This window comes from Megasphaera sp. NM10, assembly GCF_000417505.1.
Classification (GTDB): domain Bacteria; phylum Bacillota; class Negativicutes; order Veillonellales; family Megasphaeraceae; genus Megasphaera; species Megasphaera intestinihominis.
Genome location: NZ_APHY01000041.1, coordinates 1 through 13,403 on the forward strand (window position 1 = coordinate 1; position 13,403 = coordinate 13,403).

The following is a 13,403-nucleotide window of genomic DNA, read 5'->3' on the forward strand; positions in this document are numbered from 1 at the left end:
TCAGAGCGGACGATTCCGCCATGCCTCGACCTCTTCCATGACGCAGCCTGTGATGGTGGAGATCTGTTCATGTGACATCTGGAAGCCGTAGATGTCTTCGATGGTTGCAGCGATGTCGCGTTGGCTCATGCCACGGGCATACATCGCCAGTACCTTGCCCTCGATGGACGAAACGTCGCGCTGGTGCTTCTTGATGATCTGCGGTTCAAACGTACTCTGGCGATCCCTAGGGACGCGGATAGGAACCTCGCCCAGAGAGGTCTTGAGCGTCTTGGATGAATAGCCGTTCCGGACATTGTCACCGTCTTCGGAGCGCTCATGCTTCTTATGGCCGAGATGATTTTCCATCTCACCTTTGAGCATGGACTCAAAATGGGGCCAAAAATCTGCTTCAGGACGTCCTGTACGTCTTCCGCGCTCTTGATGTCGTAGTTGTTGAGGATTTGCTGAGCAATCTGCTCGCCTGGGGTAGTTGGTGGAGTTTTACACTTTGCCATTCTGTTACCGTCCTTATCTTTGTTTACCCCAGTATGGGGCATAAAGTAGATTCATGCAATACCGATTTACACAAACTATTTTACACTCCCTTTAGAACGTGGTCTTGACAAGGGGCCCATTATATTCAAAATTCCAAGAGCACAAAGTAACTGAACGCAGGAAATTAGAGAGAATGGAAAAGCTGGATGACTTATTGACCTTATCTTCCGAGAAGGGAGAACAAACAAGGAATGAAAAGCCTGTATATGATGTAGAACTGAATTACTATATTCATGTCCATAGACGGGAAGCGAAAAGACTGATAGAATTTTAGTGATGTGACGAATCGATGAAAGGGAGAATGGGAAATGAAACATGTACTGGTAACGAATGGCCGCAACTGGCTGCATAATGTCTATACGATCGAAAAGGGCCAGGAATGGCTGAAGAAACATCCGGATCGGAAAGATGCCTATATCCATGCGGATCATCAATGGTTCTATCGCTCCGATACGGACCGGTATAGCGATATCCTGAACCATGAACAGGGCGACCTCGTCGCCGCCATCAAGGCCAATGTACCCCGTCTCCTCAAGAAAGCCGGCTTCCATGGCCATATCCAGATCTCCTCGATGCAGCTTGATCCGGGAGAAAGGCAATTCATCATGTACCGTGCCGTCCTGACCATCACGGCCTGCCCGCTCGTGACCCATATCACGCGTATCGGACAGCGAATCTTTGTACAGGACCTGGTCGATGTGCGCCGGAAAGAAACGCATACCATCACCTTCAGCAATGTCGAGCTGGGAGAATATGACCGGAAGCCGGTACGGATTCACAGCATTTCACAATTTAAGATTGAATAGAGAACAGTAAAAAGCGCCGCTTCATCCAAGCAGCGCTTTTTACATGATTGTACTGATTGCGGTTAAAAAAACGATAAAGCAGGGAATAGAAACCATGTCATTTTATAAGGGCAATCCCCTTTTTCAGTTGTCTGAAAATTCATATAAGGTATATAATATAAAAAACATACATTAATAAAAGTGGAATAGTTTACTTGAGGAGAAACTATAAATGTAGATAAACTAGATCATGAATTTGCTCGCTGAATTCGTAAATATGCATGAGACCATAGTTATTACCTGGTATTCGGGCATAATCTCCTTGAGGCGGTCAGGCTTTACACGAAGACTGCTGCAGTCGGTGATAATATTTACGGAATGTAGTGATATTATTTTGAATAAGTGCGAAATGAGGTAGAATAATGGCTAATATAAATGAAGTAATTGCAAATGTAGATAAACTAGATCATGAACTTGCTCGTCAAATTCGTAAATATGTACGAGACCATAATTATGGCTTGGTATTCGAACATAATCTCCCGGAGGCGGTTAGACTTTACACGAAGACTGTTGCGGTCGACGATACGGTGAACATCCGTCCGGAGCGCGGTAAGGAGGAGACAAACGAGAACAAGGTCGCATGGAACGTTAAGGCTGTCAAGGAGGGCATGGCTACCATCGAGAACGGTGAGGATGAACGCGAGGTTGCCGTAGAAGATCTCGTCCCTATTGTATCGTATCATGACGTTATCTATCCAGGACTCCGTGAGGTTGATCGTGTTGAGCGCGGTAACAAGGATGACCCGTATCAGGTAGTCATCAACGCTGAGAATTATCACGCGCTTGAGATGCTGACGTACTGCTATGCTGGCAAGGTAGACTGTATTTACATCGATCCCCCGTACAATTCAGGAGCAAAGGACTGGAAGTACAACAACGATTATGTGGACGACAACGACCAGTACAAGCACAGCAAATGGCTGGCGTTCATGGAACGCAGGCTGAAGCTAGCAAAGCAGCTATTGAATCCAAATGATAGCGTGCTTATCGTCACGATTGATGAGAAAGAATATGCACGGTTAGGATTATTACTGGAGCAGCTTTTTCCAGAAGCATCTATTCAGATGGTTAGTGTGACAATAAACCCATCTGGCGCAAAACGTGAAAATTTATTTTCAAGGGCTGATGAATATATTTATGTTGTTTTGTTCGGCAAAGCCCATGTCGTTTACCCTTCAGGAGACGGTAAGACAAAAGAAATACGCTGGTTTTATTTAAGGAGAACCGACTATGCATCAAGACGTGGTACGTCGAAAGGTGGCCCAGCACAATTCTATCCTATATATGTTGATGATTCTACAAAAAAGATAATTCATATTGGAGATCCTTTAACTCCGGAGCAAAGTATCGATACAGTACCTCAAATTCCTGGAGCTACGGCGGTTTTCCCTATACGGGACGACGGAGTAGAAATGAATTGGGGTCTTACTAAAAAATCTCTAAAGCCTTTAATTGAAAAAGGATTTGTCCAGGTATCAGAAGGCAATCCATTACAACCGTATATTTTTAAGTACGTCAGTACAAAATATAAGCAAAAAATTAAAGATGGACGATGGGAGATTATTGGAGAGCGCGAAGACGGAAGTAAAATTATTGTAGAAAAAAAAAGGAAAAATTACGCGGACTACAACTGTTTGGCAAAGCAAATTATATGATGCAGGAGCTACGGCACATCATTACTTAAGTCCATAATTGGTGATGGCAAATTTCCATTCCCTAAATCGTTGTATACAGTAGCAGACTCTTTGCAATATTTTGTCTCACAAAAACCCAATGCTTTAATTATTGATTTTTTTGCCGGTTCTGGAACGACTTTGCATGCTGTTAATTTAATCAATGCAATCGATGGCGGTCATAGACGTTGTATATGCGTAACAAATAATGAAGTGTCAGCGGATGAGGAAGAACAGTTCATTGAACAAGGGATGCGTCATGGGGATGACAAATGGGAATCCCATGGCATTGCGCGGTATGTAACTTGGCCACGCACGAGGCTAGCTATTGAAGGACGAAACATTAAGGGACAACCACTTGAAGGAGACTATGGTAATCCAGTAAAAGATATTGATTTGGGGTATGAAGTTTTAAAAGCTAACGGCTTCAAAGCCAATGCCATCTTTTTCGACCTGACTTATGAGTCTGCATGGCCGATACGTCTTGACAATGCGTTTGACGCTATCGCACCGATTCTCTGGATGCAGGCAGGATGTAAGGGACCAATTATCCATCGTGTCGGGAAATCATATCTGACGACCGACTATTATGGCGTTCTATTTGATTATGGACAGGCTTCTAAATTCTGTGAAAAGATAAAACGGACACCGTCCATTAAAACAGTTTATGTGGTGACTGACGATCAAAGACGATATTCGAACATCTGCCGTCGTCTGTCTGGAATTGAGGTTCATCGTTTGTATGAAACCTTCTTGAAAACTTTTGAAATTTGTGGTGAAGGGGGACTTGACTGATGAAATATGGACTTTTTGACTTCCAGAAAAATGCGGCAAATGCTCTTTTAAATAAAATGCAATCTATGCGTAATAGTTATGATACTGATGGTTCTTTATCAGCCGTATCTTTAACAGCTCCAACGGGAGCTGGCAAAACTGTTATTTCTGCTGCGGTTGCCGAGGGACTTTTTTATGGTAACGATTCATTTCCAGGTGATGATCAAGCTGTTATTTTGTGGCTATCTGACAGCCCCAGTCTGAACGAACAGACAATGAAACGGTTTGATGCTGCAACAGACATGCTCAATGGAGCAACTGTAATGGAAACAGTGGGACCCGATTTTGCTAAAGTACATGATCGACTGAATCCGGGACACATTTATTTTTTAAATCGGCAGCTCCTTTCATCAACGGGGAAACTTACCAATGAAGTAGAAGGTGGCAGGTCATTCTATGATGTGCTGACAAATACGATTGAAGATATGTGTACCCATTTGTATCTGTTTATCGATGAAGCACACAAAGGTCTTGGGAAAAATGCTACAAGTGATAGCACAAATAAAACAATTTATGCAAAGCTAATCGATGGTCAGAAAAATATGAATCCCCCAATGCCGTGTGTAATTGGTATTTCAGCTACACCAGAACAATTCAATGCAGCAATGAGTGGTCGAAAAAACAGAGATATGAAAGCACCTGTGGATGTACCTGTCTCCGATGTACGAAAATCAGGGTTAATTAAAGATATTATTGAGCTCCGAACTCCACAAAAAGCAGCAGATACTCGTCATCAAGATTTGACGCAGGCCTGTGTAAAATTAAGTCGAATATCGAAATTGTGGAAGAATTACTGCATTGAAAATGGTATTCAAAATGTAATACCGCTTATGGTAGTACAGGTTGAAGATAAAGTTACAAATGAAACTTTATCTGAGTTATGTGCACAAATTCTTAAAGTATGTAAATGGCTTGATGCCGGATGTTTTGCAAATGTGTTTGGCGAGCATGAAGATATTACGACGGATATTGCTAAGATTCCGTATTGTCCGCCTGAAGATGTGGCTATTAGAAAAGATATTCGTGTATTATTTGCCAAAGATGCTGTGTCAACCGGCTGGGATTGCCCACGTGCGGAAGTCATTTATTCTCGCCGTAAGCGCAATGACCCGACGTACATCGCCCAACTCATTGGGCGTATGATTCGCACCCCACTTGCTCGGCGAATTAAATCGGTCGAAGAACTTAATACTGTAGCATGTTACCTACCAGAGTATGATTCTCAAACGGTAGAAAGCGTTGTTGAAAAACTCAAGGAGGACAATATCCCTGTTGATGAAAATGGTGGCATTCTGAAGAATCCTGCTAATGTCGGGTGGTTCGGCAGTGTAAAACGACGTAGAGAAGAGCTGCTAGCAGCAGATGACAAGGATAATTCAAATGGAAAATCAGCAGCTATTAATAAGCCGACGATAGATGAATCTATAACGGAAACAGAAATTAATAATAGTGATACGAAGTTAATCGAATCAATCAATGCTGAATCAGGTACATGCGATGATTTGGACGAATTTGAAGTAGATACAGAAAATGATAATGCTAACGATTCAAAAGAAATACTTGATAGAATCCCCCAAGTTGATGATGGCTTATTAAGCAAAGTTTCGAATCTATTATCACCCGACAGGTACGCCATGATAAGCCAAATGCGTTTTTAGATTTATGGGATTGCGTCGATGTTATTACATCGGATATTGATACTGATTCTGATTTGGACAGGAATGTTACGGAGGAATTTTGCAATAATGTTGAAGCTGAGATTGTAAAGCATCAGCAAGAGTTCAAGCGATCTTACAATGACATTTGTAATACAACAGTTATTATCAAACGTATTGATCCGCTTACTGGCGAAGAATATGAAGATCATGAGGAATTAGTGGAAAATGATGCAAACCGGATGGTTGCTTACTATCGGCAAGCGGTGAACAAATTTGCGGGTGCGTCAGATATTGTTAAATCATATATCAACAGAAATATGAAAAATGAATCGGAGTCGTATGATAAGGCAGTAGCAAGAATAAGCGCTGTAGCTGCTTGCTTTGAAATTATGCATGGGCTTGAAGTTTGGGCAGAAAATAAAACCCATGACTTGTTAGACGTCTATGGCCCGTCAAGATATGCGGTTTCCGAAGAGAATAAAATCAGATGGGATCGTATCGAGGGGAATAGCCTGCCATATGTAAATTCAAAACTAAATATTAATGCAAGTGTTACTCGACAGAATCAGGACTACGACTGTTATCCAAAGCACATTATCTGTGATGATAATGGATGGGCATACTTGAAACTAAATGATTTGGAGAAAAAAATAGTATGGACAGAGTTGTCTCATTCTATAACCGTAGCTTGGTATCGAAACCAGTCTAGGAATCTGAATGCTTCTCTTTCAATTCCTTATATGATTGGCGGGGAATGGGAAAATATGTATCCAGATTTTATCTTCTTTCAGAAGACTGGTAATGGAGAAATAGTTCGTACTATTGTTGATCCACACGGTGATTGGCTGGGAGACAGTGTCGCCAAACTTAAAGGTTATGTGAAATATCTACGAGATTACCCTAAAATGTTTGGCAGTGTATTGGCTGTTGCAGATGAAAAAAATGGAGAATGCCGTTATCTTGATTTAATGACTCCTAAAGTTCAAGACGCAATCGACAAATTCACGGGCAGCTCGGCCAAAGACCTTTTCTTAGGATCACTCAGTAGAACATATAAAATTTGTCCTGATGCAAAGTAATTAACAATATTACAAATTACTGTACTATCTCTAGCTTATCGCTGAATGATTTTTCAGGCCATAATAAGAAGCAAATAAATAGCATCGCCTTCGCGGCTGCAGGTTAGCAGGATACGCCCAGGGCGACAAGGATGAAATGTACGGCTATGCCGTCCTTGTCGCCCTGAGCGTATCCTGCTTTTTTGATGGCAGCGAAGGCAGCGCCGGAAGCAAGGGGCTAAGGTGTCTGCCATTTGGAAAGGATGGGATAATATGCCGGATATGAACAGTGTTTCCATGATGGAACGGACTTTCTCTATGCAGTTGGATTTCCTCAAGGCTATTCGTAGCTTGATTGCCTATGACAAGGAACATTCACAGGAACCGGAAAAGACGAGGTTCCTTGAAGCGTTCTGCGATACCCAGGAAAAGGCTTTGAACATGGCCGTCTTGCTGTTGAACAAGCACAAGGATACCTTGCTTGACGAAGAAAAGGCGCAGAAAGAAGCCAAGCAGAAAGCCGAAGAAGCCCAACGGGCCAAGGATACGGCCAAACAGAAAGAAGAAGCGCAGAAGAAAGCTATTGAAGATGATTTGAAGAAGGCTAAAACCGAAGAAGGAAGCTTATTTGCCGGATTGGATGGTGACGATGATGAAGAAGATTGCTGAATTGATTATCGGAAGTCAAATCGTAAACTATAAAGAGCAGGGGACGCCGACGGCTTTTATATCCTACGATTCTGAACACCATGAATACAAGGCGTATTGTGCGGTATGCAACAGCGTTTCCTACTTCAACTGGCGGCTGAACGAAGATGAATTCTACTGCCCTGCATGTGGCCATCATCACCATGGGAACGCCGTCATGTTTAATCATGATAAGACACAACCTATGCCTTATGCTATGCGTATCACACTTGTCGATTTTAAGGACAAGCTAGAACTTCGTCTGACCTATGATGCCATCAAAGCTGATGCCGCACGGTATCATGCGGCCTATCAGAAGGTGCAGGAACGGTTTGTCTTTGATATGAAAAGCCATGACGTATACTGGACGTATGATGAAAACAAGAGTAATGTACACCAGACAGAAAAGCTGGGATACATCAGTTCCTTTGACACGATGAGGGAAAGGACGGCCCTTTGGTATATCGCCGCTGACCATGTTGTCCGACGGGGGACTTCATTGACGGCTTTGCTGAGAATGATGCGTACTACTATCAACCGCCATATGAAAGAACTGGGATTTCAAGAAAAAAGGCTGTTCATTTCCAGTCAGCACAGTATGAAAGTATTTGCCAGCGTATTGGCCATGGCCCATAAAGTACGCTTCTGGGATGCTGACCTCGTCCCTTATGGCGGAAAAGGAGACTTGTCATTCCCTGACTGGCTGAAAAAGGCTGTAAAGGGCCAGGAACTACCGGAAAACTGGGAAAGCAATATGGAAGCACGAATGAAACAGGGCATGACCTATGACGCCGCTCTCATTGAAGCACTGAAACTTCCGAACACGCCATTTGTACGGAAGCACCTGCATTATGAAGACTTTTATCCGCTGGTCAAGGCATTTTCTTTGCCGACCATAGATTTAGCTTATCTGGCCTTCCCTGTATTCTCCGATTTAGCACGGATACGTAAATGGACTTGTAGTGGTTATTCTGAATATACTGATGGTCGCCGTGATATAGAGAAAATCTGTGAGTTTGTCCATACCTTTTATCCACGCTATCCCCATATCAAGGCCAGCCGTTTCATACAGCGTCAGTGGAGCCAGGAAAATGAAGATACTCTGCATATGTGGAAACTGGCCGATGCGACGACGTTGAAAGCCTATGAAAAGGAAAAAGTCCCTTTCCGCAAGCTCCATGATTGGCTGTCTGTGGCGATTACGAAACAGGAAAACCGTGAAGTCGTCTTCCAGATTGACAAGAAGATTATCGAGGCATTGCATCAGTCCGTCGATGGCTACCAGTTCCATTGTGTCGAACGGAAAAGCGAATTGAAAAAGATTGCGATGACCTTGCGAAACTGTTCCTTATCCTATGCCACTCGGATGAACCAATATAATCAGCTTGTCGTCGTAACCGATGATGACGGCAACATCATGGCCCTTCTCGAAATCCAGCGGCAAAGAATCGTACAGGCCAAGCTTTTCGCCAATAAGCAGGTCAGTACCTCAGACAGTATCAACCGAGCCTGTGCAGATTATTCAAAGCGGACGAACCTTTCCTGCCAGACGAGAGATATTGACATGGAAGCCGCTTAATCAAAAAGAGAGCTGTAAAGCTCTCTTTTTTTGCGTCTAAGAAGCCTTAATAAAAAGAAAGGATGGCAAGCCTTCGGGCTTAGAGGATAACAGGGATGACGCTGACCCTCAAGGAGCTTCCTTTCAGGACTCCTCCTGGACGATCAGCGTCATCCCTGTTTCGGTATAGCCATCGAAGGCAGTTTGCCGGAAGGAGATGGTCACATGGACTTCATCATCGCTCATCTGGTCACGGTAGTTGCATCCCATTATGCGATTACGAAGGCTTTGAATTATGTCTATGGTTTCATGATTACTATGTAAGGGAAAGGATGATTTCAATGGCTAACTGGTGTACGACTTATTATGCGATTCTGACGAAAAAGAACTATGAAGGGCTGGCACGGATTTGGGAACAGCTCAAGCTTGGGCGTGCCGTTATCCATTATAAGGATACGGAGATATTGGTTGACCACGTCGGGGCGATAGTCGATGAGCCTGCCGGACGATACTTCCTGTTCAAGGTGGAAACGAAGTGGAAACCGTGCCATGAATACATGGATGAGCTGGTAGCCGCTTATGATGACATCCATTATATCTACACTGCTGAAGAATTAGGGACCGGGCTGTATATGACCAATGATATTCATAAAGTGTTCGTCACCGAAGCCTGGTGCATCGACGCCTATGTTGAACCGTATGTTTTGAAAAGAAGACCGGAGTTACAATTCATTGACGAATGTAATGAATACCCCGGAGAGAAAGAAGGCCGCCAGTTCCTGCAACAGCTGTTGAATACGGATGAAAGGGATACAGACGATTTGCTGAGCAAACTGGAACAATGGAATGAACAGATACAAGCTGAATTCCCGGCTCACGAAGTATATGTATATGCCCATCACATCGACTATGATTATGACCATCCCGCCACGATAGACAGCTGGTGATGAAATGCAAGAAGCCCCTTGAAATGCTATGAATCTCAAGGGGCTTCTTACGGTGTCAATGCGGCATCGCCTAAGCCTGCATAATAAGACTTAATAAAGCCTAATAGGGCTTATTAAGCACTAATAAACACGAATAGAGCCTAATTATTCCTGCTTTTCCGTATTCTTGGCGGCTTCTTTCGCTTTCAAATAATGGAAGTACCGTTCCATTTCCTGCTGGATCTCCGGACTGGACTCCTGGATATTGGCATAAAAGCCAGATGGAGAGGATTCGCTGATAACGCCTGTGTATTTCGGCTTTTCTTTTAGCCCTTCGAGCTGGACCTGGATGACAGCATTTACCGTAGCTTTGCCAAGGGGAGATAATTTCCGGTATTTATAAATCAGCCTAGTTTCCCTTTCAGAAAATTGACGGCCTGAGCCGGTAGCATTACTGGCGATGGATACGATGTCGTCTTCGGGCGGATGCAGGAGATCATTCACGGGAATCTGGCAATATTCCGCAATCTTGTTCAGGATACGCGGCCGGGGATCGTTGCGGCCTTGTTCCCAGGCAGAAACGGCACCCATGCTGACCCCGCAAATATCTGCCAGTTCTTTTTGAGAGATTCCTTTTACCTGCCGGATAGCCCGGATGGTTTGGCCGATGGTCATAGCAGCACCTCCTTATATATAAAATATTACTATTAATATCTATTTTTTTCAACATGAAGTATAAAAAAGTTGCCTAAAAACATAGAAAAATATACTTTTACTATTGAAAAATATATTAAACTATGGTAAAGTATAGTCAGCAGGAGGTGAGGAAACCGATGAAGTTATCCTTGGCAGAAGCAAGAAGGTTGAGAGGAAAAAGACAATGTGACATGGCAAAGATCCTGGGGGTAACTGTCCAAACCTATAGAAGACTGGAACGGAATCCGGAACTGCTCAAAGTGAAGGACATCCAAGTCCTATCGGAATATCTCAACATGCCATTGAGAGATTTCCTGTTCATACCTGATGATGGCAATAAGTAACTATACTTTACTATACTTTTACTAAAAGGAGTGCATGATAATGATGAAAAAGAACATGAAGAAAATGGCAGGTTTACTCGTTATGGCTATGAGCCTTTCCATTGGTGGTGCTTTCGCAGCTGCTCCGGCATTTGATACCCCGCAGGAATGGCTGGCAGCCTGCCAGCAGCAGAAGGCTAACAAGCTGAAAGAAGAAGCTTCGATGCATGGTTATAGCGAAAACTATGACTACATGGCAGCTCCGGCTTTCGATACACCGCAGTAGGGCGTAATACCTCGCTTTCTCTCCTTTCTCTTTTTAATAAATCCCAGTGAAGCCGGAACGTGATTCCACGTTCCGGTTTTTCCTGCCTCATTTAGCCCTATTTAGCACTAATAAGCCCTATTAGGTCTTAATAAGCCTTAATAGGAAGGGGAAAAAGCAGCCTTCGCACGGCCAGGGTAACGGCAAGAAGTGCCAGTCGTCAAGGAGCTTCCCGATGGGACTCCTGCCATTGACGGCTGACACTCCTTGCCGTTTGAAAATCGATGCCGAAGGCAAGTCCTTTGGGAAATGATAAGAAACGGGGGTGATTATCATGAATGTAATATTTATAGTGGACTCTTGTCCTTTTACGGAATGGTCTTGATTGACGTTGCAACAGGCCAATGATAAAATTAATGGAGAGGTGATTACTATGCCAACGTCTGATATTCCTGATATTATCCATTTGAACCGCCTTAACGATGTATTCTTCAAAGCCCTGTTAGGCTCAGAAGAGCGGAAGACGCTGACTTTGAATTTCATCAATGCTATTTTGAACCGGGAAGGAAGCAATGCTTTTACATCTGTCACTTTTTCGGATAAAGAAATCGTTCCACCGCAGATTGATGGGAAACGTTCTTTCCTCGATGTCCTGGTAGAAATGGGCGATGGTACACGGGTACATGTTGAAGTACAAGTGCTCCTCGATGAATATATGGTCAATCGTTCCTTGTATTACTGGGGACGCATATACAGCCGTGAACTGGAAAAGGGCGATTTATATGCAGACCTTCGTCCGGTCATCACCATCAATCTGTTGGATTTCAACCAGTTCCCACAATACCAGACGTATGCTAACACGTATCATATCATGAATGATGATACGCATGATATTTTGACGAATCATTTGGAAATGCATTTCATCGAACTCAAGAAAATCCACATCAGCGACATCAAGAAGCTGAAACGGTCAGAACGATGGATTGCCTATTTCTCACCTAATTTCAGTGACCAGGAAAGGAGGGCTTTAGCTATGAGTGATACGGCTATCAAGGAAGCTATGGATTACGAAAAACAGTTTGCCACGAATAACAAGCTGAAATCAGCCTATTGGGAACACGAACGTACCATGCGCGACATCGCTTCGGCCCTTTACAGCCGGGAAAAGGCCGGTCAGGAACGTGGCGAAAAGATTGGCCAGGAACGTGGCGAAAAGATTGGTGATAAAACAGGAAGACAGGCACTCAGTACCTTGCTTCAAAAGCTATTGGAGGAAGGCCGTAAAGAAGAATTAGACCGTGTCTTGCGGGATAATGAGTACCAGGAAAAATTACTGCGAGAATATCATTTGAAATAAGGTTTTAGGAAGGACCCGTCATCATGCGGGTCCTTTTTTATCCTTAATTATATGCTGTATCGGCAAAAAGCCAATAAATAATGATATAATTGAGGAAAAGAAATCTATGCGGCCTGGAATAAAGCCGTTCAAGGAGAACATTTTGAAAAAATTCCACCAATGAAATGAGGGATGGATATGTATGAACATGAAGGAATTTGTTATGCTGAAACAACAAGTCCTGGAATCCGTATTATTGCTGTAAAGCCTTTACCGAATCGGATGCTCAGGGTTACGTTCTCGAATGGGGAGATACGTCGGTTCGATACGAAAAAGCTGAAAGGACCGGCTTTTGCTCCCCTGGCGGAGGATGCTGTATTCGAGAATCCTATTATTTTCCACGGTATCCTGACTTGGGCTGATGGAACGATTGATGTGGCCCCGGAAACGGTATATGCAGAAAGCCAGATTGATGAAGAAGTATCTGCCTGAAACTCGAAAAGGAGCTTTAGTTATGAATGATATACAGTTCGATGAACGTACCATGCGTGACATCGCTTCGGCCCTTTACAGCCGGGAAAAGGCAGGGCAAGAACGCGGTGAAAAGATAGGCCAGGAACGCGGCGAAAAGATAGGCCAGGAACGTGGTGATAAAACAGGAAGACAGGCACTCAGTACCTTGCTTCAAAAGCTGTTGGAGGAAGGCCGGAAAGAAGAAATCGACCGTGTCTTGCGGGATAATGAGTACCAGGAAAAATTACTGCGAGAATATCATTTGAAATAAGGTTTTAGGAAGGACCCGTCATCATACGGGTCCTTTTTTTGACCCTATTTAGGGCCTGTCGCACGTAATCGTGCACAGGCTCTTTTTATGTATGCAAAAACATCATAGCTTTATGGTCGTTCTTCGTGGACGGTTTGCTTCGGACTCAGAAGCGGCTTTGCCGCAATAGACTCTGGAAATCAGGCGCAGGAGCGAGCCAAAAGGCCTCCCCTGTGAAGGCTGA

General features: G+C 43.6%; 14 protein-coding genes and 1 pseudogene. 13 read left to right on the plus strand and 2 right to left on the minus strand.

What is annotated here, in order from left to right; genetic code table 11:
• Positions 1-497: pseudogene (locus NM10_RS07775) on the minus strand (transposase); the annotation flags it as partial.
• Between the two features lie 348 nt (positions 498-845).
• Here NM10_RS07775 and NM10_RS07780 point away from each other — a divergent pair.
• The 8 genes from NM10_RS07780 (at position 846) to NM10_RS07810 (ending at position 9,797) form a co-directional block, all read left to right on the plus strand.
• Entirely contained in the window at positions 846-1,343 is a 498-nt protein-coding gene (locus tag NM10_RS07780) for a hypothetical protein (RefSeq protein WP_020311040.1), read from the plus strand.
• A 401-nt stretch (positions 1,344-1,744) separates the two neighbouring features.
• Positions 1,745-3,037, plus strand: a complete 1,293-nt coding sequence (locus NM10_RS13570; RefSeq protein WP_051132247.1) for a DNA methyltransferase — start codon at positions 1,745-1,747, stop codon at positions 3,035-3,037.
• 69 nt (positions 3,038-3,106) lie between these two features.
• Positions 3,107-3,850 (plus strand): hypothetical protein, encoded by a 744-nt coding sequence (locus tag NM10_RS13575; RefSeq protein ID WP_192813559.1) that lies wholly within the window; start codon positions 3,107-3,109, stop codon positions 3,848-3,850.
• Positions 3,850-5,547 carry a DEAD/DEAH box helicase gene (locus tag NM10_RS07790; RefSeq protein ID WP_051132249.1) on the plus strand — a complete coding sequence of 566 codons (1,698 nt, stop codon included), beginning with the start codon at positions 3,850-3,852 and terminating at the stop codon, positions 5,545-5,547. The genes NM10_RS13575 and NM10_RS07790 overlap by 1 nt, the downstream gene beginning before the upstream one ends.
• A 53-nt stretch (positions 5,548-5,600) precedes the next feature.
• Complete coding sequence (locus NM10_RS07795; protein WP_036243887.1) at positions 5,601-6,626, plus strand: hypothetical protein; 1,026 nt, start codon at positions 5,601-5,603, stop codon at positions 6,624-6,626.
• Positions 6,627-6,878: 252 nt separating this feature from the next.
• Positions 6,879-7,274: a hypothetical protein gene (locus NM10_RS07800; RefSeq protein ID WP_020311041.1), complete on the plus strand. Its 396-nt coding sequence runs from the start codon at positions 6,879-6,881 to the stop codon at positions 7,272-7,274.
• On the plus strand, positions 7,255-8,871 hold the full coding sequence (locus NM10_RS07805; RefSeq protein ID WP_239639667.1) for a TFIIB-type zinc finger domain-containing protein: 1,617 nt from the start codon (positions 7,255-7,257) through the stop codon (positions 8,869-8,871). Before NM10_RS07800 ends, NM10_RS07805 begins: the two co-directional genes overlap by 20 nt.
• 320 nt (positions 8,872-9,191) lie before the next feature.
• On the plus strand, positions 9,192-9,797 hold the full coding sequence (locus NM10_RS07810; protein ID WP_020311043.1) for a hypothetical protein: 606 nt from the start codon (positions 9,192-9,194) through the stop codon (positions 9,795-9,797).
• Between the two features lie 144 nt (positions 9,798-9,941).
• On the opposite strand, the gene NM10_RS07815 is transcribed toward NM10_RS07810, so the two are convergent.
• Positions 9,942-10,451, minus strand: coding sequence for a helix-turn-helix domain-containing protein (locus NM10_RS07815; RefSeq protein ID WP_020311044.1), 510 nt, complete (start codon positions 10,449-10,451; stop codon positions 9,942-9,944).
• Positions 10,452-10,609: 158 nt separating this feature from the next.
• Between NM10_RS07815 and NM10_RS07820 the strand changes: the two genes are divergently transcribed.
• The 5 genes from NM10_RS07820 (at position 10,610) to NM10_RS07840 (ending at position 13,180) form a co-directional block, all read left to right on the plus strand.
• Positions 10,610-10,816: a helix-turn-helix transcriptional regulator gene (locus tag NM10_RS07820; RefSeq protein ID WP_020311045.1), complete on the plus strand. Its 207-nt coding sequence runs from the start codon at positions 10,610-10,612 to the stop codon at positions 10,814-10,816.
• 40 nt (positions 10,817-10,856) lie between these two features.
• The gene (locus NM10_RS07825) at positions 10,857-11,081 is read left to right on the plus strand and encodes a hypothetical protein (RefSeq protein ID WP_020311046.1); all 225 of its coding nucleotides are present in this window, start codon (positions 10,857-10,859) and stop codon (positions 11,079-11,081) included.
• Between the two features lie 412 nt (positions 11,082-11,493).
• Positions 11,494-12,417, plus strand: coding sequence for an Rpn family recombination-promoting nuclease/putative transposase (locus NM10_RS07830; RefSeq protein ID WP_020311047.1), 924 nt, complete (start codon positions 11,494-11,496; stop codon positions 12,415-12,417).
• A gap of 177 nt (positions 12,418-12,594) precedes the next feature.
• The gene (locus tag NM10_RS07835) at positions 12,595-12,888 is read left to right on the plus strand and encodes a DUF2442 domain-containing protein (protein WP_020311048.1); all 294 of its coding nucleotides are present in this window, start codon (positions 12,595-12,597) and stop codon (positions 12,886-12,888) included.
• On the plus strand, positions 12,869-13,180 hold the full coding sequence (locus NM10_RS07840) for a hypothetical protein (RefSeq protein ID WP_239639668.1): 312 nt from the start codon (positions 12,869-12,871) through the stop codon (positions 13,178-13,180). Before NM10_RS07835 ends, NM10_RS07840 begins: the two co-directional genes overlap by 20 nt.
• Positions 13,181-13,403 lie beyond the last annotated feature (223 nt).

What these genes read in the sequence shown, in the direction of transcription:
- NM10_RS07780 (WP_020311040.1), top strand. Translation starts at nt 846, where the DNA reads ATGAAACATGTACTGGTAACGAATGGCCGCAACTGGCTGCATAATGTC.
- NM10_RS13570 (WP_051132247.1), top strand. Translation starts at nt 1,745, where the DNA reads ATGGCTAATATAAATGAAGTAATTGCAAATGTAGATAAACTAGATCAT.
- NM10_RS07790 (WP_051132249.1), top strand. Translation starts at nt 3,850, where the DNA reads ATGAAATATGGACTTTTTGACTTCCAGAAAAATGCGGCAAATGCTCTT.
- NM10_RS07800 (WP_020311041.1), top strand. Translation starts at nt 6,879, where the DNA reads ATGCCGGATATGAACAGTGTTTCCATGATGGAACGGACTTTCTCTATG.
- NM10_RS07805 (WP_239639667.1), top strand. Translation starts at nt 7,255, where the DNA reads ATGATGAAGAAGATTGCTGAATTGATTATCGGAAGTCAAATCGTAAAC.
- NM10_RS07810 (WP_020311043.1), top strand. Translation starts at nt 9,192, where the DNA reads ATGGCTAACTGGTGTACGACTTATTATGCGATTCTGACGAAAAAGAAC.
- NM10_RS07815 (WP_020311044.1), bottom strand. Translation starts at nt 10,451, where the DNA reads ATGACCATCGGCCAAACCATCCGGGCTATCCGGCAGGTAAAAGGAATC.
- NM10_RS07820 (WP_020311045.1), top strand. Translation starts at nt 10,610, where the DNA reads ATGAAGTTATCCTTGGCAGAAGCAAGAAGGTTGAGAGGAAAAAGACAA.
- NM10_RS07825 (WP_020311046.1), top strand. Translation starts at nt 10,857, where the DNA reads ATGATGAAAAAGAACATGAAGAAAATGGCAGGTTTACTCGTTATGGCT.
- NM10_RS07830 (WP_020311047.1), top strand. Translation starts at nt 11,494, where the DNA reads ATGCCAACGTCTGATATTCCTGATATTATCCATTTGAACCGCCTTAAC.
- NM10_RS07835 (WP_020311048.1), top strand. Translation starts at nt 12,595, where the DNA reads ATGTATGAACATGAAGGAATTTGTTATGCTGAAACAACAAGTCCTGGA.
- NM10_RS07840 (WP_239639668.1), top strand. Translation starts at nt 12,869, where the DNA reads ATGAAGAAGTATCTGCCTGAAACTCGAAAAGGAGCTTTAGTTATGAAT.